The organism is Amycolatopsis sp. NBC_01480 (assembly GCF_036227205.1).
Taxonomy (GTDB): domain Bacteria; phylum Actinomycetota; class Actinomycetes; order Mycobacteriales; family Pseudonocardiaceae; genus Amycolatopsis.
In genome coordinates, this window is the sequence record NZ_CP109442.1 from 9,252,948 (window position 1) to 9,272,315 (window position 19,368).

Genomic DNA, 19,368 nt, shown 5'->3' on the forward strand with positions numbered 1-19,368 from the left:
GGGGAGTTCACGGTGGAACTGAGCCGCAGGACGTTCATGACCAGCACGGGAGCCGCCGCGGTGGGGTCCGCGCTGGCCTGGGGACTGGACCAGCCGAGTGCCTCGGCGGCCGCTCTCGGCGGCGTGCTGAACCAGGGTGAGCGCACCGTGGAGTTCAACCAGGGCTGGAAATTCCAGCTGGTGAACACCGAGGACGTCACCGATCCGTCCGGCCGCTACGGCACCTCCGACGACCCGAAGGCCGCCGCCACCGCGTTCGACGACTCCGCCTGGCGGCAGCTCACCCTGCCGCACGATTGGAGCATCGAGCAGCAGCCAAATCCCGCCGAGCGCGACGGGACCGGCTATTTCCCCGGCGGCCTCGGCTGGTATCGCAAGACGTTCACCCTGCCCTCGTCGATGACCGGAAAGCACCTCACGGTCGATTTCGACGGCGTCTACATGAATTCGTACGTGTACCTCAACGGTGAATTGCTGGGCAATCACCCGTACGGCTATACCGGATTCAGCTTCGACCTCACCGGCAAGGCCCACACCGACGGGCGCACCCCGAACGTGCTGGCCGTAGTGGTGCAGAACAAACAGCCGAGCAGCCGCTGGTACTCCGGCACCGGCATCACCCGCAACGTGCACCTGACCGCGACGCACCCGGTGCGCGTCGGCCGGTGGGGCACCTTCGTCACCACGCCGGATCTGGGCCGCACCATCAAAAACGGCTACGCCACCGTGCGCGTCGAGACCACGCTGGCGGGCGCCGACGGCAAGCCCGCGGAGGTGGTCTCCACGATCCGGGACGCCGCCGGCCATCCCGTCGCCACCGGGCACGGCACCACCGCGGAGATCAAGCTCGCGAACCCGCGCCTGTGGTCGACCACCGACCCGTACCTGTACACGCTGCGCAGCGAAGTGCTGCTGGACAAGAAAGTCGTGGACAGCTACGACACCACGTTCGGCGTGCGCTGGCTGGACTTCGACCCGGACAACGGTGTCTCGCTCAACGGCAAGCACCTCAAGCTGCAGGGCGTCTGCCTGCACAACGACCAGGGCGCGCTCGGCTCGGTGAACAACCACGACGCGCTGTGGCGGCAGATGACCACGCTCCAGCGGGCCGGCGTGAACGCCCTGCGCACCTCGCACAATCCCCCGTCGCCGGAGATGCTCGACGTCTGCCAGCGGCTGGGCATCGTGATGATGGTCGAGGCCTTCGACTGCTGGCACGTCGGCAAGCTCGACTACGACTACCACCTGTACTTCGACAAGTGGTCGGACTCCGACCTCGCGGAAATGGTGCACGCGGCGAAGAACTCCCCCGCGGTGATCATGTGGTCGATCGGCAACGAGATCCCGGACTGGACCGAGGCGGCGAGCCTGCCGATCGAAAAGCGGCTGATCGCCGGGGTCAAGAAGATCGACACCACCCGCCCGGTCACCGCGAACTGCGACCAGTACCGCGACCCGCCCGCGGCCGGTTCGCCGGGCGAGCAGATGCTGCAGAACCTCGACCTGGTCGGCTTCAGCTACGAGCCGGCCCGGGTGATGGACACGATGCACGCGACCTACCCGACGAAGATGTTCTTCGAGTCGGAGTCCTCCTCGTGCACCTCCGCGCGCGGCGTCTACCAGGACCCGTCGTACGTCAACACCGGCCAGAACTACACACCCGGGAAACGGCTCCCCTCGGCCTACGACAACAACATGTCGTCGTGGACGATGAGCCACGAGTACGTGCTGAAGGTCGAGCGCGACCGGCGCTACAGCGGCGGGCAGTTCGTCTGGACCGGCACCGACTACATCGGCGAGCCGACGCCGTACGCGCAGTTCCCGGTGAAGACCTCCGCCTTCGGCCTGGTCGACACGGCCGGTTTCCCCAAGGACGCCTACTTCGCGTTCAAGTCCCAGTGGACGTCGGCGCCGATGGTGCACCTGGTGCCGATGGACTGGACCGGCCACGAGCCCGGCCAGGAGGTCGAGGTCCGGGCCTACTCGAACGTGCGCAGCGTCGAACTGCTGCTCAACGGCCGTTCCCTCGGGACCAGGTCCTACGACGTCAAGACCACTGTGGACGGTGCGCGTTACCTGGAGACGACCGAGCCGACCGGCGACGACAAGAACTTCCCGTCCGGCAGCTACACCAGCCCGAACGGCAGCACCGGCAAGCTGCACCTGACCTGGAGGGTACCGTTCCAGCCGGGGAAACTGTCCTGCGTCGCCCGCGACGACCGCGGCCGCGTGGTGGCGCGCGACGAACTGACCACCGCCGGCCCGCCCCTCGCGCTTCGGCTCACCGCGGACCGTCCGGTGGTTCCAGCCGACGGCAAAGCGCTGGCCTACGTCGCGGTCGACGTCGTCGATCAGGGCGGGATCGTGAACCCGGGGGCCGCCGACGCGATCACCTTCGCCGTGTCCGGCGCCGGCTCGTTCGCCGGTGCCGACAACGGCAAGGAGGACAGCGGCGAGGGCTACACGTCCACCACGCACACCGCGTTCAACGGCAAGGCGCTGGCCATCGTGCGGGCCGGCCCGCGGCCCGGCGCGATCACGGTCACCGCGACCAGCCCCGGTCTCGCCCCGGCGACCACCACAGTGTTCGCCGTCGACGGGTCGGCGAGCGGATTGGTCGCGACGCAGCCGGTGTCCGTGCGCACCGTCGCGGGCACGCAGCCGGCCCTGCCGTCCACGGTCACCGGTGTGTACGCCGACGGGTCCACGGCGCCGCTTGATGTCCGCTGGAGCGGTGTGGGATCTTCCGGCGCGGCAACATATTCGCTCACGGGCAGCGTGGCGCGTTCATCGGTGGCGGCGCACGCCACGGTCGTTGCGTACACGGTCGCGGCGATCGAGCCGTACTCGACGGTGACCCCGGTCGGCGCGCCGCCGTACCTGCCCTCGGTGGTCGTGGCGCGGTACACCGACGGCGTGACCCAGACCGTGCCGGTCAGCTGGGACGGCGTCGGCCAGGCAAAGTACGACCGGCCCGGTTCCTTCACGGTCGGCGGCAGCGCGGCCGGCCGCCGCGCCACCGCGACGGTCCGGGTCACCGATTCCTTTGCCCCTGACCGAAATATCGCACTCGCGACCAGCCCGGCGAAGCCGACCGCCGACGCCGGCTACTCCGGCAGCCCGGACAGCGTGCCCGCCGGCCTGCTCGACGGCGTCACCACGTCCGGCGGCTGGTCGAACGCCTACACCAAGTCGGCCACCTACACGCTGCCCGAGGTGAGCAAGGCGCACGCGGCTGACTGGGTTTCGGTGAGCTGGCCGGAAGGACAGCGGATCAGCACCGTGGTCGCGTACTTCACGCTCAGCGCGTCGCTGGTGCTGCCCCGGTCGATCGTCGTGTCCTATTGGGACGGTGCCCGCTGGCTGAAGGCGCGTGATCAGCAGGTGCAGTTCGCAACGCAGTCCAACGCGCCGACCACCATCACGTTCCAGCCGGTCAGCACCACGTCGATCCGGCTCACCCTGACCAGCCCGGCGCCGGATACCGCGACCGGCTTCTTCCGGATCACGGAGCTGGAGGTGCCGGCGGCCGAGATCACCAGCTGAGGCTTCAGGGAGTCAGCACGACTTTCCCGGCCACCGTCCCGGATTCGGCCAGCCGCATCGCTTCGGTGATGCGCTCGAAGGGCAGCACCGCGGCGGTCTTGGCGGTCAGCTCGCCGGTGCTCATCAGGGCGAAGACCTCGGCCAGGTCCGCACGCAGGCGGCCGTAATAGGCGTCGGTCTTCTTGACCCCGGTCCAGATGTTGTAGAACGACGCGCTGCGGCCGTTCGGCATCGTGTTCCACACCGCCAGGCGGAGGATGACCTTGAGCACCGGCCACTGCTTGGAGCCGCCGTCGTCCTTGGTGGAGGCGCTGCCGTAGGAGACCAGCGTGCCGCCCTTGGCGAGCAGCTTCCACGAGTCGACCACGCTGCGGCCGCCGAGGTGGTCGAACACCGCGTCGACGCCGTCCGGCGCGAGTTCCCGCACGCGGGCGGGCACGTTCTCGGTGCGGTAGTCGATCGGCACCACGCCCTGCTCCATCAGCGCCTCGTGATGGCGCGCCGACGCCGTGCCGATCACCTTGACCCCCGCGACGCGGGCGAGCTGCACGAGCGTCGAGCCGACGCCGCCGTTCGCGCCGTGCACCAGGATCGTCTGGCCGGCCCGCACGCGGGCCTTGCGGTGCAGCAGCTGCCACGCGGTGATGCCGTTGACCACCACGGTCTCGGCGTCGACGGCGCTGATGCCGTCCGGGACCGGGATCAGCTTGTCCGCGTCGAGGACCACGTGGCTGGCCCAGCCGCCGACCTTCACCAGCGCCGCCACCCGCTGCCCGCGCAGCGCCGGGTCGACGCCGTCGCCGACCGCCAGCACGGTGCCGACCAGGTCGTAACCCGGCACGAAGGGGAACGGCGGCTGGTCGTAGTACTTGGCGCGGCGCATCTGCTGCTCCGCGAACGAGATACCGGACGCCTCCATGTCGACGAGCACCTGCCCGGCGCCCGGCGACGGGACCGGCCCGCGCTCGACCCGGAAGCCGTCGACGTCGACCTTGCCGGGCAGGACCACCCGGGTGAGCTGGGCGTTGCTGGTGTGGTTCACGATGACTCCGTTCGTCACTGTTGCGATAGTTATAGCATCTAACTTCAGCAGGACGCAATAGCCGTCGCACGCCTGCCCGGACGTCAAGGCCGCTCCCCACGGCCGCTCCGCTCCGCCGCTCCGCCGGCCGGGCCCGCGCAAAACCGGCTGGGACGGGAGACGCCGGGTTTCGCCAGGGCTGTCCGACGACGCGACACTTCCAGGCGTCACGGGCGTTCCGGCGGCCACCGGCCTTGTACGATCCCCGCGTGACCACGCCGGACGGGATGACCGCCGAACAAGCCATCAACCGCATCGAGGCCGCGGGCCACCCGCGCCCCCACGACCGCCGGCTGCACGCCCGCGGCGCCGTCTACGAGGCCAAGTTCGTCCCGAGTGGACGGATCGCGCACCTCACCGCGGCCGCGCACCTGACCACGGAGACCTCCGCGGTGGTCCGCTTCTCCAACGGCTCGCCGCAGTACGACGCGGACGACCGGACCCGCGGCATCCGCGGGATGGCCGTCAAATTCCTCGACGGCGAGCGCAACGGCGTGCACGACCTGGTCGCCGCGAACTTCCGGGTGTTCCCGAGCAGCACGCCCGAGGGTTTTGTCGAGCTGGTCGAAGCGCTGTCCGCGACCGGTGAGGCCGGGCTGAAGGAGAAGCTCGCCGGCGGCGGCAAGCTGGCCGGATTCCTGTTCCAGCACAAGGAAAGCCACGCCGGGATCAAGGCGTTCGTCTCGCGGCGCGCGCCGGCGAGCTTCGCCACCACCCGCTTCGACGGCCTGCACGCGTTCCACTTCGCCGACGCCGAAGGCAAGCGCACGGCGTTCCGCTACCGGCTCGTCCCCCAGCTCGGCGAAGTCGACCTCGAGGCGGACACCACGAAGCTGAAGCCGGGTTTCCTGCTGCCGGACCTCGACCGGCGGCTGGACGGCGGGCCGGTGTCGTTCACCCTCGTGGTCCAGCTCGGCGAGCCGGGCGACCCCACCCACGACCCGTCGATCGCCTGGCCCGAGCAGCGCCCGTTGCTGCCCGCCGGGGAGATCCGGATCGAGCGGCTCTCACCGGAGTCGGCGGAGTGGGAGCGCCAGGTCTTCGACCCGGCCCGGGTCACGCCCGGCGTCGAGCTGTCCGACGACACCGTGCTGGCCTTCCGCCCGCACGCCTATTCGGTGTCCGCGGAGCGACGGCTGAGCTGAACCCGGTCAGAGCTGCGGGGACAGCTGCCGCGCGAGCTGCTCCAGGTGGCCCCCGGCGGCCGGGCTGCCCCCGGCCGCATGAAACGAAGCCTGGATTTTCCGGGCGGCGGCGCGGTATTCGGGCTCGGTCAGCACCGCGCCGACGGCGGTGGTGATCCGGGGCGCGTCCGCCCGGCCGAAGCGCAGCCGGACGCCGGCACCGGCGTCGACGACCTGCCCGGCGACGATCGGCTGATCGTCGCGGATCGGCGCGACGATCAGCGGGAGCCCGTGCCAGAGCGTCTCGCAGACGGTGTTGTGCCCCGCGTGGCAGAGCACGGCGTCGACCCGCGCCAGCAACGGCAGCTGCGGCACCTCGGGGCAGACCAGGACGTTCGGCGCGACCTCGCCGAGCACCCCGCCCGGGTCGACGATCACCGCGCGCGCCCGCTCGCCCAGCCCGGCGAAGGCGTCGGCCACCGTGGCCAGGAAAGCAGCGCCCGCATCGGTGTTCGCGGTGCCGAGCGACACCAGCACGGTCGGCCGCGGCGCGTCGAGCCACGCCCATGGGAAGTCCGATGTGGACGGACGGGCGGTGATCGAGGGGCCGACCAGCCAGACCGGCTCCGGCAGCGCGGCCGGGCCGAGCAGCTCGCGGGTGGTGAAGGCCAGCACGCCGTGTGGCGAGAACCGGGGGTCCGCTCCGTCGCGGCCGTCGACCAGCCTCGAACGCAACGCCGTCAGCAGTTCCCCGACCCAGGCCTGGACCTTCGGCATGCTCGCGAGCGGGTCGAGCAGCTCGGCCGACGTCGTCGCCGAGGTCACCCACGGCAGTCCGCGGGCTTCGGCGATCAGGCCACCCGCCAGCGCCTGCTGGTCGGCGATCACCACGTCCGGCTCGAACGCGTCGATCGCCGCGCACACCCCGGGGGCCATCGCGTCGGCGAGCGGGATCAGGAAGTCCTGCCAGAGGAACTGCAGTGCCGCCGGCCCCTTGAGCCCGGGCGGGCGGACCGTCTCCGGCGGCACCGCGCACGGATACACCCGCGCGTCCGCGCCCGCCAGCCGTCGCAGCAGCTCGTCGTGGCCGGCCCAGGCGACCTCGTGCCCGCGCGCGGCCAGCTCCCCCGCGACGCCGACCGCCGGGTTGACGTGCCCGACCAGCGGCGGCACCACGAACAGGAACCGGGCCACTAGCGCGCCCGCGCCGGGACCCGCGAGGTCTCGCGGACCCAGTCGAAGATCAGCTCGATCGTTTCGGCCGTCCGCTCGACCAGCACCGAGTGGCCCTGGTCGGGCAGCACCTCGGTCCGGCACTGCGCCAGGCTCTCGTGCAGGTGCGGCACCTGCGCGGAAAGCCCGGAGTCCGCGCCGAAGATCGCCAGCACCGGGCAGCGGACCGCGGACAGGTCGTCCTCGATCGTGGCGCTGCTCGGGATGTCCTCGGCCATCGTCGTGACCTGGAGGATCTTGCCCGCGCCCTTGGACAGCCGGGCGGTGTGCGCGCCGTGGTGCTCCTTGATCCAGCCGATCACCTCGTCGCGCGCCAGCCGTGTTTTCGCGTCCGCGAGACCGTCGGCCATGTGCTGGATCCACTCCCGGGTCGGGGGCTCGGCCTCGATCGCCACGATCCCGGCGACCAGGTCGGGCCGCGCGGCCGCGAGCCCGAACGCCACCGAGCCGCCGAAGGAGTTGCCCACCACGTACACCGGACGCGTGATGCCCTCGGCTTCGAGCAGCGCGACCAGGTCGCCGATGAACTGCTCCAGCCGGTACCCGCTCGCCGGCCGCGTGGTCCGGCCGTGCCCGCGCAGGTCGTACATCAGCACGTCCAGGCCTCGTTCGGCGAAGGCCGGGCCGAGGGTGAAGTAGTAGCTGGCCAGGCTGTCGGTGAGCAGGCCGTGCACGCACACCACGATCGGCGCGTCCCCGTGCAGCGGCGTCTCCGGGGTCAGCCGCTGGACGTGCACATCCAGCTCACCCGCCCGGATCCGGCTCACGGCGTGCCCCGCAGGGACCCGACGATGTAGCGGACCAGCTCGCCGATGGTCAGCGCGATGATCTCGTCGAGGTCGCGTTCGGCGATGAAGGCGGCGAAGTTGACGCGCTCGCCGTAGTGCTCGCGCAGCTGCCCGGACAACGCCACCAGGTCGACGCTCTCCAGCTCGAGATCGTCGTGGAAGGTGGTCTCCATGGTGATCTCGGCGTCGTCGAGGCCGTACTCCTCGAGCAGCACCCGCAGCATCTCACTGAGCCGCGCGAGCACGGTCACCTCGTCCACGGCCGTGGTCTCGATGCTCATTTTCCCGTCTCCTCCTTCTCTTCGGTCCAGGCGACGACGTACTCGCGCTCAGGCCGCCCGGGCAGATTCGTGACGTCGGCGCTGTGCACGTGGTGCTCGCGTCCACCCGCGCGCACGGTCAGCTCGTCCGGCGAGGCCGCCACCACCTCGAAGTCCCGCGGCTCGCCCCGCAACCCGGTGCCCAGCAGCTTCGCCACGGCTTCCTTGGCGGTCCAGAAGCGCGCGAACCAGCGGTCCCGGTCGCCCACCTGAGCCGCCAGCAGCGCCTGCTCGCCGGCGCCCAGCGCCGCGTCCACAGTGGACTCAGGTCGCGGCTTGACCTCTTCGACGTCGATGCCGCACGGCCCGTACCGGGCGATCGCGACCCCGGCTTCGGCGCGGTGGGCCAAGGAAATCGTCAACGGCGGCAGCGTACGCCCGTACGCCCCGGTCGCCAGGGGACGACCGGCCTCATCGTTGCCGATGCGCAGCTCGGCCGGGAACATCTCGCTCTCCCCGTCGGCCCACAGGAACCGGCGCACGGCGTCCTTCGCCGCGATCCGGCCGAGCAGCCACTGGCGGCGGCCACGGGGCGGACGGCTGTCGTACGCCTCGCGTTCGGCGCCCGCGAGGTAGTTGCGCATGATCAGCTCGCGCGTGGCCAGGTCCGGCCACTGCTCGTGCACCAGGACCCAGCCGCCGGGCTGCGGCTTCGACAGCGTCGCGCGCTCCGGGGTCCGGTCGGACTGACGGATGTCGGGGTTGCTGTCGAACCGCCGGTCGCGCCAGCCGGCGAACTCCGCCCAGACCCGTCCCTGGTGGACCAGCTGCATGTCGGCCTCGAGGAACTCCTCGGTGAGCGAGGTGATCCGCACCAGGCATTCGAGCCGCTCCCCCGGCGCCGGATGCGCGCCGTGGAACCGGATCTCGCGCATGGCCACCGGGAAAACGGTGGTGCGCTCGGGCAGCCGGGCCATGATCCAGTAACCCAGCACCTGGCCGACGTTGTCGAGCAGCGCCCCGGGGGCGGGCGGGGTGGTCAGCTCGGCGCGCACGTGGCGTTCGCCGATCGCGGTCAGCTCGGTGACACCCTGGAACCGCGGCCCGTGGAACATCCAGCGGTCCTCGTACAGTTCGGCGGCGGTAGTCGTCGGCGTTTGCTCAGCCGAGGCGGGAAACTGCCAGGGCGCGGGCGGATTCGCCGGGTAGGCCGGGGCCAGCTCGACCACGGCCTGCGAATAGCCGCCCAGCGACGCGAGCACCCGGCCCCGGCCCTGCGGCAGGACCCGCACCGGCACCGAAACCGCGGGCGTCGCGGTGATCCACTGGTTCAGCCGGACGTCGTGCACCGCGACCGCGTGCCGGCCGGGCGCGGTCTGCTCCGCGAAGCCCATCAGATGGTGGATCACCGTGGTGGCCGGCACGATCGGCCAGCGGTCGGCCACCTCCGCCTGCGGCGGCTGCTTAAAGAAGCAGTGGTCGACCAGGTACGGCATCGTTTCGACCGACACCGCCAGCGTGGTCCGCAGCTCCTTCGGCGGCGCGAGACGCCGTGACGGCGCGCCCCGGGTGGTGAGCACTGTGGACGCGAGATCGGCGGTGTCCTTGAGCAGGGCGGCGAATTCGGCGGCCAGCGGTGACCCGTCGGCCAACCCGCTCAGTCCGTCCACTGTGGACGTGTTGAGCCGCGCGCCGACCTCTGCGCGCGTCCTGGCGTCCAGCGAGACCAGCCGTCCGCCGAGGTCGAGCTTGACCGGCGTCCGCGGTGCCTTCGGTTGGCCCGGCAGCGCCGCGACGTCGACCGGCGCGCCGTCGACCCACAGCGCGGTCGCGACCCGGCGCAGCTGGGCCAGCCCCGGCCGGTGCGCGGAGTGCGCCGAAACCACCAGGTGCTCGCTGCCGTGCAGGGTGTCGCCGATCAGCGAGCCGAGCTGCCCGGCGCCGAGCTGGACGAACGCGCGGAACCCGGCCGCGTACATCGCCTCGACCGTGGGCCGGAACCGCACCGGCTCCAGCAGGTGCCGCACGAACAGGTCCCGGATCTCCGCCGGCTCGGCCGGGTACTCCGACGCCGTGGTCGCCGACCAGACCGGCAGTTTCGCGGGATGCAGCGTGTAGCGCTCGGCCGCGGCGCGGATCGGGCCGAGGTAGGGGCTCAGCATCGGGGTGTGGAAGCCGGTGCGGAACGGCAGCACCTGCGTGATGATCCCGGCGTCGCGAAAGCGCGTGACCAGCTCGCCGACCTCGTCGGACGGTCCGCAGATCATCGACTGGTTGGGCGAGTTGTCGTGGGACAGCACCACGTCCTCGCGGCCGGCCAGCTCGTCGAGCACCCGGGCGGCGGGCGCGCCGACCACGGCGAAGGCCAGGCCGGGCACGACCAGCGCGTCCGGGTCGAACCCGGCCAGGAACGCGTCCACCTCGTCGGCGGCGTGCAGCCCGGCCGCGGCCATCGCGGTCCACTCGCCGAGGCTGTGGCCCGCCAGCGCGTCCGGGACCACGCCGAGCCGGGCCAGCGCCGCGTCGAGCAGCCGGCCCAGCTCGAACACCGCGGTGCCCTGCCGTCCGACGTCGCCGACCACCACATCCCGGTGCCGCCAGGGCAGGCCGAAGTGGCGCGCGAGGTCCCCGCAGTTCAGCGTCAGCTCGGACTCCAGCCCGGGGAAGACGAACGCGAGCCGCCCGCCGCCCGGGCCGAGCAGCGGCCGGTCGGCGAACCAGACGTCGTTGCGCCCGCGCCACGGCTTTCCCCGGCTGACGGCCTTGCGGGCCAGCGCGAGCCGTTTCTCCGTCGGGTCGACGATGCCGAGCCGGACCGGGCCATTGCCCTCGGGCGCGACCAGCACCGCCGAATCCGCGCCGGACAACGTTTCCCGCAGCGCTTCGACAGTCGGGGCGGCCAGCCGCAGCACGCGTTCGGCCTCGTGCACGATCACCGGCGCCGGGCGCGGGGCCTGTTCGAGCACGACGTGCGCGTTGATCCCGCCGAACCCGAACGCGTTGACCGCGGCCCGGCGCATCGGCGCGTCCCAGGGCTTGGCCACGTCGAGCGTGGCGAACCGGGTCTTCGCAAGGCCGGGGTGCGGGTCCTCGCAGTGCAGGGTCGGCAGCAGTTTTCCGTGGTGCACGGCCAATGCGGCCTTGATCAGCCCGGCGATCCCGGCCGCGGGCATGGTGTGCCCGATCATCGACTTGACCGAGCCCAGCACCGCGCTGCCGTTCGCGCCGAAAACCTCGGCGAGGGTGGCGAGTTCGGCGCCGTCCCCGGCCGGCGTCGCCGTGCCGTGCGCCTCCAGCAGGCCGATCGAATCCGGGTCGGCCGGGTCCACTCCGGCCGCGGCCCAGGCCTGGCGCACCGCCCGGACCTGACCGCCGGAGTCGGGGCTGGCCAGGCTCGCGGTCCGGCCGTCCGAGGCGACACCGGTCCCGGTGATCACGGCGTACACGCGGTCACCGTCCCGTTCGGCGTCGGCCAGCCGCTTGAGCACCACGACCCCGGTGCCCTCGCCGATCAGCACGCCGTCGGCGTCCCGGTGGAACGGCCGGATCCGCTCGGACGGCGAAAGCGCGCCGAGCTGGCTGAACACACTCCAGAACGTGATGTCGTGGCAGTGGTGCACCCCGCCGGCGAGCACGACGTCGCAGCGATTCGATTCAAGCTCCCGCACGGCGTGGTCAACGGCGATCAGTGAGGACGCGCAGGCAGCGTCCACTGTGTACGCCGGGCCGCGCAGGTCGAGCCGGTTGGCCAGCCGGGACGCGGCGAGGTTCGGCACCAGCCCGATGGCGGACTCCGGCGCCTCCGGGCCGAGCTGGTCGGTGAACGCCTGGCGGACCGCGTCGAGCCGGGTTTGATCGAGGTCCGGCAGCAGTTCGCCGAGCGTGTGGACGAGCTGGCTCGCGGTGCGGACCCGCTGATCGAGCCGCGCCAGGCCCGGGGTGAGATAGCCGCCACGGCCGAGGATGACGCCGACCCGGGCTCGGTCGGCGGGCAGCCGGTCCGCGCCGCCCGCGTCCGCGAGCGCCTGCGCCGCGACCCGCAGCGCGATCAGCTGGTCGGGCTCGGTGGCGGGCACCGAGTTCGGCATGATCCCGAACCCGGTGACGTCCACTTCAGCCAGTTCGTCGACAAAACCGCCGCGCCGGCAGTAGACGCGGTCGGCACGCCGGTCGGCTTCGGGCTGGTAGTACGCGCTGTCCCACTTTCCCGGCGGCACCTCGGTGATCGCGTCGACGCCGCCGAGCAGGTTCCGCCAGTACGCGTCGAGGTCGGGCGCGCCGGGGAAGAGCACCGACATGCCGACGATCGCCACCTGCTGGGCTTGAGGCACGGACGTCACCAGCCCGACGCGGTGTAGACGACGGCGGCGGTCTCCGGCCGGCCCCAGGCCAGCTCGCGCAGCAGGCCGAGAGTGCCCTCCTCCGGGTCGATCAGCCCGATGCCGCGACGGGCGTAGTCGCGCATCAGCTCGGGGGTGACCATGCCGTCGTTGGTGCCGGTCGGGGCCCACGGTCCCCAGTGGACGGTCACCGCACGCCCGGCCGGCCAGCCGCGGCCGAGCGTCTCCAGCGCGTCGTTCGCCGCGGCGTAGTCCGATTGCCCGCGATTGCCCAGCGTCGCCGCGATACTGCCGAAGAGCACCACGAACTTGGGCTCCCCCGGCAGGTCCGCGGTCGCCTCCAGCAGCGTCCGCGCGCCGTCGACCTTCGTGCCGTACACCCGCTCGAACGACTCCGGCGACTTCTGCGCGATCAGCTTGTCCTCGATCACGCCGGCCGCGTAGACGATGCCGTCGAGGCGGCCGTGCTCGGCGTGGATCTCCTTGACCGCGCGGTGCACGGCCTCGGCGTCCAGCATGTCGACGGACTGGTACCGCACCGGGCTGCCGAGCGCTTCGAGCCGTTCGAGGGTGCCGCGGACCTCGCGTTCGCCGAGGATGCGCCGCACCGCGCGTTCGATCTCGGCCGGGACCTTGTGGCCATCCGCGATCAGGGCGGCCCGGAGTTCCTTGGCGTCCTTCGCCTGCGGGTACTCGTCCTCGGCGGGAGGCACCGGCGTCCGGCCGAGCAGCTCGATCCGGCAGCGCGACGCGGCGGCCAGCGTGGTGGCGAACCGCGCGGTGATCCCCTTCGCCCCGCCGACCAGCAGGACGACGGAGCCGCGGTCCAGCCCGGCGGCGGTGGCCTCGGCCGCGCCGTCCCCGGCCGGTCCCGCGCCGCTGCTGCCGAGCAGGCCCAGGCTTTCCGGCGTCATCCGGAGGCCGCGCCGGGTGCCGCCGCGCAGCACCACGGGCTCACGATCCACAGTGGACAGCTCCGCGACCAGCCCCGCGGCGATCTCGCTGATTTCCGTGCCCGGCGGGTGTTCCACGACGCGGGCGAGCGCGTCCGGGTACTCACGGGCGACGCTGCGGTAGAACCCGCGCAGGCCCTCCCCCGGCCCCGAGGTCAGCAGCCAGCGGGGGTTGCCGTCGAGCGCGGCGCGGTAGGCCGGGAAGGCCTCCGGCAGCACCGGCCCGGCCGCCGGTTCCGGCAGGTGCAGGACGCCGTCGAACCCGGGCCGGACGTCCTCGGCGATCTCCGCCTCCGCGCCCAGCCCGGTCAGCCGCTCGCGGACGGCCTCGGCCAACGGTCCTGGGCCGAGCAGGAGAAACCTGCGTCCCGCCACGTCCGGGGTGCCGGTGGGGGCCAGTTCGAACTCGCTCATCACCAGCCGCTTGGGCGCGACGATCTGCGGCGCGGCCTCCTCCGGCTCGGGCTGCGCCGCCGTGATCTCCGGCGCGGTCTGCTCAGGCGCTGTCGTCCCGGAGATCAGCTCGGCAATCGTCGCCGCGGTACGGGCCTTCGCGAGTTCCTCGACGTCACCGCCGATCTCCAGACTCAGCCGCGTCGCCAGCTCACCGGCGATCTCCGCCCGTTTAATCGAATCGACGCTCAGGTCCGCTTCAAGATCAAGGTCCGGCTCGATCATCTCCACCGGATACCCGGTCCGCTCCCCGATCACCTCGATCACCGTCTCCAGCACCGAGCGCCCCAATGTGGCGTTCGGTGCGTGGAATGAGGGCTGGGCGCGCAGCGCCTCCGTCGAGGGTGGTGGTGGGGCAGAGGTTGGAGCAACCAACGCCACATTGGGGCGCTGCGCACCAATCAGGTCGGCGACGGCCGCTGCGGTGCGGGCCTTCGAAAGCTCCTCGACGTCACCGCCGATCTCCAGGCCCAGCCGCGTCGCCAGCTCACCGGCGATCTCCGCCCGTTTGATCGAATCGACGCTCAGGTCCGCTTCAAGATCAAGGTCCGGCTCGATCATCTCCACCGGATACCCGGTCCGCTCCCCGATCACCTCGATCACCGTCTCCAGCACCGAACGCTCCGGCGCCACCACCGGAATTTCGGGCACTACGACCGGTGCAAGCTCCGGAGCAGCGACAGCGAGCGGCACCGGCGCGGCCTCGAACACCGGCGCGGCGGCCGGGTCGGCGCCGAGGTAGCCGAGCAGGACGTCCCGCTGGGCCGCGATCATCTCCCGGCTGGTGCGCAGGAAGTCGGCGACCATCGCCTCGGCGCCGCCCGCCGGGGAGCCGGGCTGGGGTGTGGTCACGAGAACCTCCGGGAGACGCTGGGCGGGGTGCAGGGCCGCGGCCGGGATCGTACCGTCCGCGGTGCGGACCAGCTGGCCGTCGACTGTCCAACCAGGACGCTTCGGACGTTTCGCCTTCGCCGCGTCGACCGCGTCCCGGCCGCGGAACAGCCAGCCGGTCTCCACGGCCGTGCCGGAGACGGCCAGCGCGGCCAGTGCGCCGAGGAACCCGGCCAGCCCGCGCCGTCCCGGCTGCTCCAGCCCCACAGTCCGGTGTGGACGGTCGCCGAGAATCGCCTCGACCTGCCGGGCCAGCACCGCACCGGGCCCGGCTTCGACGAACACCCTGGCCCCGGCCGCGTACATCGCCTCGACCTGGTCGACGAACCGGACCGGCGAGCCGAGCTGGGCGGCCAGCCCGGCGCGGACCTCGTCCGGATCCGCCGGATACGGCGCCGCGGTGCGGTTTCCGTACACCGGAACAGCAGGAGCGGTGACGTCGAACGCCGCCAGCGTCCGGCCGAACGACGTGCCCGCGGCGGCGACCAGCGGACTGTGGAACGCGCACGCCACGGCGATCCGCTTCGCGCCGAGCCCGGCGGCACGCAGGTGCTCGATTGCGGCCTCGACGGCGGCAGTCGGCCCGGAGATCACCGTCTGCCGGGGCGAATTGTGGTTGGCCGGCACGACTTCGGCGAGGCCGGCGTCGGCGAGGGCCTTCTCGACGTCCGGTGCGGACGCGGCGACCGCGGCCATCGCGCCCGGATCCCCTTCGGGCACCGCGTCGAGGATCGCCTCGGCCCGCGCGTGGCTGGCGCGCAGCAACGCGTCCGGGGTCAGGGAGCCGGCCGCGGCCAGCGCGGTGAGCTCGCCGTAGCTGTGCCCGCCGAGCATGGCCGGCCGGACGCCCGCCCGGGTCAGCAGCCGGAACGCGGCCAGCCCGGCCAGGCCGAGCGCGGGCTGGGCGACGCGGGTGTCGGTGACGCGGTCGGCCGCGGCCTGGCGCGCGGGCTCGCCGAACACCGCCGGGCCGAACACGGCGTCGGCAGTGGCCGGGTCGAGCCGGAGATAACGGTGCAGCTCGGGGAAAGTGACGAACAGCTCGGCGAGCATGCCGGGCCGCTGGCTGCCCTGCCCGGGGAACAGCACCGCGACCTCGCCCGGTTCGGCGCCGTCCGCCCGGAGCACGCCGGGTGCGTCGGCCCCGGTGAGCGCCTGGCGCAGGAGCCCGGCCAGTTCGTCCACAGTGGACGCGACGAGCGCGAGCCGGACCCGCGCCCCCGAAGCGACGGCGGCCTCGGCCCGGCGCGAAGCGCTCAGCGCCAGGTCCCGCAGTCGCCACGGCTGATGCCCGGCGGGCACGTCGTCGACGAGCGCGAGCAGATCGCGCACCGCCCCATCGGCCGTGAAGGTGAACAGCTCGGCCGGCCATTCGTCGCCGACCTGGGCCGGCGGGACCCCGTCGGCGTGCGCGCCGAGCACCACGTGGAAGTTCGTGCCGCCGAAGCCGAACGCGCTGACCCCGGCGATCCGCTCGGCGGGCGGCGCGGCCCACGGCTGCGCCGCCGCCTGGAACACGAACGGGCTCGTTTCGGGGTCCCAGGCCGGGTTCGGCGAAGCCACGTGCAGAGTCGGCGGTTTCACACCGGTGTGCACGGCGAGCGCGGCCTTGATCAGCCCGGCCAGGCCCGCGGCGCACTTGGTGTGCCCGATCTGCGACTTCACCGAGCCGATCGCGCAGCCGCCCGGCGCGGCCCCGGCCTCGGTGAACACCTGCGTCAGCGTGCCCAGCTCGGTCCGGTCGCCGACCACGGTGCCGGTGCCGTGCGCCTCGACCAGCCCGACCTGCGCGGGTGAAACGCCGGCGTTGCGGTACGCGCGGGTGAGCGCGTTGTGCTGGCCTTCCGGGCGCGGCGCGGTGAGGCCGAGCGCGCGGCCGTCACTGGCGGCGCCGACGCCCTTGATCACCGCGTACACCCGGTCTCCGTCGCGGTCCGCGTCGGAGAGCCGCTTCAACGCGAGGCAAGCGACGCCTTCGCCGAGCGCGATCCCGTCGGCCGCGCTGTCGAACGTCGCCGAGCGGCCGGTCGGGGAAAGCGCGTGCGCCGAGGCGAACAGGAGGTAGTCGTTGATGCCGTTGTGCAGGTCGGCGCCGCCGCACAGGACGAGGTCGCTGGTGCCGCCGGCGAGTTCCTTGCAGGCGGCGTCGACCGCGGTGAGCGAGGACGCGCAGGCCGCGTCGACGGTGTAGTTGGCGCCGCCGAGGTCGAGCCGGTTGGCGATGCGCCCGGCGATGACGTTGGCCAGCACGCCCGGGAACGAGTCCTCGGTGAGCCGGGGCAGCTGCTCGTCGAGCCCGGCCGGCAGCTCGCCGATGTACGCGGGCAGGACCGAGCGCAACGTCATGGCGTTGGACAGGTCGCTACCGGCTTCGGCGCCGAACACCACCGAGGTCCGCGAGCGGTCGAACGCGCGGTCCGCGTACCCGGCGTCGGCGAGCGCGCGGTGCGCGGCTTCGAGCGCCAGCAGCTGCACGGGCTCGATGGCGGCCAAAGAGGACGGCGGGATGCCGTACTGCAGCGGGTCGAACCCGATCTCCGGGAGGAAGCCGCCCCACCGGGACGGGGTGCGCTCGCCCTGGCCGTCCGGGTCGTAGTAGAGCGAGGTGTCCCAGCGCTGCGGCGGCACCTCGGTGACCGCGTTCGCGCCGGCCAGCACGTTCGCCCAGAACGTGGCGAGGTCCGGCGCCTGCGGGAACATGCAGGCCATCCCGACGATCGCGATGTCGAGTGGTTCCGGCGCGGGCGGTTCCGGCGCGCAGACGCCGAAGGTGGCGGCCCGAGCGCGCAGGAAGGCGTTCGCGCCGTCGCCGACCGAGGTGTGCAGGTCCGCGATCGTGGTGACGGCCGAGCGCAGCACCGCCACCTCGCCGGCCATGAACATGCCCTCGGCCAGCTGCCGGTCTTCGCCGACCTCGCGCAGGTCCGCGCCGACGCGCTCGATTCCCTTGCTGGCCAGGCGAAGCCGGCCGACGTTGAGGGTCTCCAGCTGCTCCCAGGCGTCCCGGCTGGGCACCCCGCGCTCGGCGAGCCCGGCCTTGACCGCCGCGTACTCCTCGGTGAACGGGCTGCGCACGCAGCGGGTGGCGTGCCCGGGCGCGGTCTCCAGCAGGTCGGTGTGCTCGGCGTCGAGCAGCTGCCGCTGGAACAGCGGGAGCACGGCGCCGGCGTCGACCGACTCGCGGGTGAACAGGTACGCGGTGCCCATCAGCACGCCGATCGCGGCGCCCCGCTCGGCCACCGGCGCGGCGAGCGCGGCGACCATCGCCGCGGAGCGCTCGTCGTGGATCCCGCCGGCGAACAGGATCTGCAGCTCGCGCGCGGCTCCCGGCGTGCCCGCCAGGAAGTCCTGGAGGACCCCGAGCTGGGCTTCCCACAACGGAAAGCTCGTGCGCGGCCCGACGTGGCCACCGCATTCCGAGCCTTCGAAGACGAACTTGCGCGCGCCGGCTTCGAGGAACTGCTTGAGCAGCCCGGGAGACGGCACGTGCAGGAAGGTCGCGATGCCCACCGCTTCGAGGTCGGCGGCCTGCGCCGGGCGGCCCCCGGCGATGATCGCGTGCGAGGGGCGCAGCTCCCGGATGACCTCGAGCTGCGCGGCCTTGACGTCGTCGGCGGCGAAGCCGAGCACGCCGACGCCCCACGGCGCGTCGCCGACCGCGTCGCGGGTCCGCACCAAGACTTCGCGGGTCTGCTCCGGACCGGACAGGGCCAGCGCGATGAACGGCAGCCCGCCGCCCGCGGCGACCTCGGCGGCGAACGCGGCCTGGTCACTGACCCGGGTCATCGGTCCCTGCGCGATCGGCAGCGCGGTGCCGAACGCGCGGCTGCCCGCGGTGTCCGGGCCGAGCACGCGGGTGCCGCTGGCCAGCGCCTCGCCGACGGCCTCGCGGATCCCGCGGACGGCGGCGGTCACGGTGGGCCACCGGTCGCGGAACCGGGTGGCGAGGAAAACGTCCTGACCGGCTTCGAGCTGATTGCCGCCGGTGTTCTTGGCCCGGCTGACCAGGCGCCGGACGCCGTCGGTCACCACGGTCTCGGAACCGTCCAGCCCGGTCAGCGCGACGGTGCTCGCGGACGGCAGCTCGGCCTCCGGGAGCAGCGCGAGCTGGGTGTCCAGCACGACTCCGGCGGCGCCGCCCGCGATCGCGGCGGCCGCGGTGTGCGGGCCGATCCCGCCGGCGGCCCAGACCGGCACGTCGAGCGTCTCGTCCGCAAGCAGGGCCTGGAGTAACACGAATGTGCTCAGCTCACCCACCCGGCCGCCACACTCGTTACCACGGGTGATCAAGCCGTAGGCCCCGCCCTCGACCGCCCGCGCGGCCGACGCGCGGCTCGTGACCTCGGCCAGCACCCGCCGTCCCGGGAAATCGCGCGCGACGCAGGGCGAGTCCTCGGTGAGCAGCACGGTGCTGACGGCTTCGGGCAGCTCGGTGCCCGAAGGCAGGCGCGCGAGCCGGACTCCGAACCCCGCGGTCCCCCACTCCCTCAGCAGGGTGAGTTCTTCCGTCCCGGCCGGCCCGCCCGCGGTCAGGTCGAGCACGCCGAGCGCGCCACCGCGCCTGGCCGCCGCGACGCAGCGCGCCGACGGCCGCCCGAGCGGCGACACCGCGACTACCAGCTCGGCGGAACTGAAGTCGTCTTTCAGAACAGGCATAAGAACTCCCGCTACAGAACTCCCGCTACGCACGAAAGGGTGA

At 72.7% G+C, this 19,368-nt stretch carries 8 protein-coding genes; 2 read left to right on the top strand and 6 right to left on the bottom strand.

The genetic code is table 11. The annotated features are described in order from the left end of the window. The first annotated feature begins 36 nt into the window (after positions 1 to 36). Positions 37 to 3,546: a glycoside hydrolase family 2 TIM barrel-domain containing protein gene (locus tag OG371_RS43140; protein ID WP_329062862.1), complete on the top strand. Its 3,510-nt coding sequence runs from the start codon at positions 37 to 39 to the stop codon at positions 3,544 to 3,546. Between the two features lie 4 nt (positions 3,547 to 3,550). Here OG371_RS43140 and OG371_RS43145 read toward each other — a convergent pair whose 3' ends face one another. Beyond that, positions 3,551 to 4,606, bottom strand: coding sequence for a medium chain dehydrogenase/reductase family protein (locus tag OG371_RS43145; RefSeq protein ID WP_329062864.1), 1,056 nt, complete (start codon positions 4,604 to 4,606; stop codon positions 3,551 to 3,553). A 230-nt stretch (positions 4,607 to 4,836) separates the two neighbouring features. Between OG371_RS43145 and OG371_RS43150 the strand changes: the two genes are divergently transcribed. Next, the gene (locus tag OG371_RS43150) at positions 4,837 to 5,772 is read left to right on the top strand and encodes a catalase (protein WP_329062866.1); all 936 of its coding nucleotides are present in this window, start codon (positions 4,837 to 4,839) and stop codon (positions 5,770 to 5,772) included. Between the two features lie 6 nt (positions 5,773 to 5,778). Here OG371_RS43150 and OG371_RS43155 read toward each other — a convergent pair whose 3' ends face one another. From OG371_RS43155 to OG371_RS43175, 5 genes are read right to left on the bottom strand one after another with little or no spacing between them, the layout of a single operon-like run. Further along, positions 5,779 to 6,945, bottom strand: a complete 1,167-nt coding sequence (locus tag OG371_RS43155) for a glycosyltransferase (RefSeq protein ID WP_329062868.1) — start codon at positions 6,943 to 6,945, stop codon at positions 5,779 to 5,781. Continuing rightward, a complete protein-coding gene (locus tag OG371_RS43160; RefSeq protein WP_329062870.1) occupies positions 6,945 to 7,751 on the bottom strand; it encodes an alpha/beta fold hydrolase in 807 nt (268 codons plus the stop codon). Before OG371_RS43160 ends, OG371_RS43155 begins: the two co-directional genes overlap by 1 nt. After that, entirely contained in the window at positions 7,748 to 8,053 is a 306-nt protein-coding gene (locus OG371_RS43165) for an acyl carrier protein (RefSeq protein ID WP_329062872.1), read from the bottom strand. The genes OG371_RS43160 and OG371_RS43165 overlap by 4 nt, the downstream gene beginning before the upstream one ends. After that, positions 8,050 to 12,363: a beta-ketoacyl synthase N-terminal-like domain-containing protein gene (locus OG371_RS43170; protein WP_442876211.1), complete on the bottom strand. Its 4,314-nt coding sequence runs from the start codon at positions 12,361 to 12,363 to the stop codon at positions 8,050 to 8,052. Before OG371_RS43170 ends, OG371_RS43165 begins: the two co-directional genes overlap by 4 nt. Before the next feature lie 5 nt (positions 12,364 to 12,368). Next, on the bottom strand, positions 12,369 to 19,325 hold the full coding sequence (locus OG371_RS43175) for an SDR family NAD(P)-dependent oxidoreductase (protein WP_329062876.1): 6,957 nt from the start codon (positions 19,323 to 19,325) through the stop codon (positions 12,369 to 12,371). Between the last annotated feature and the right edge of the window lie 43 nt (positions 19,326 to 19,368).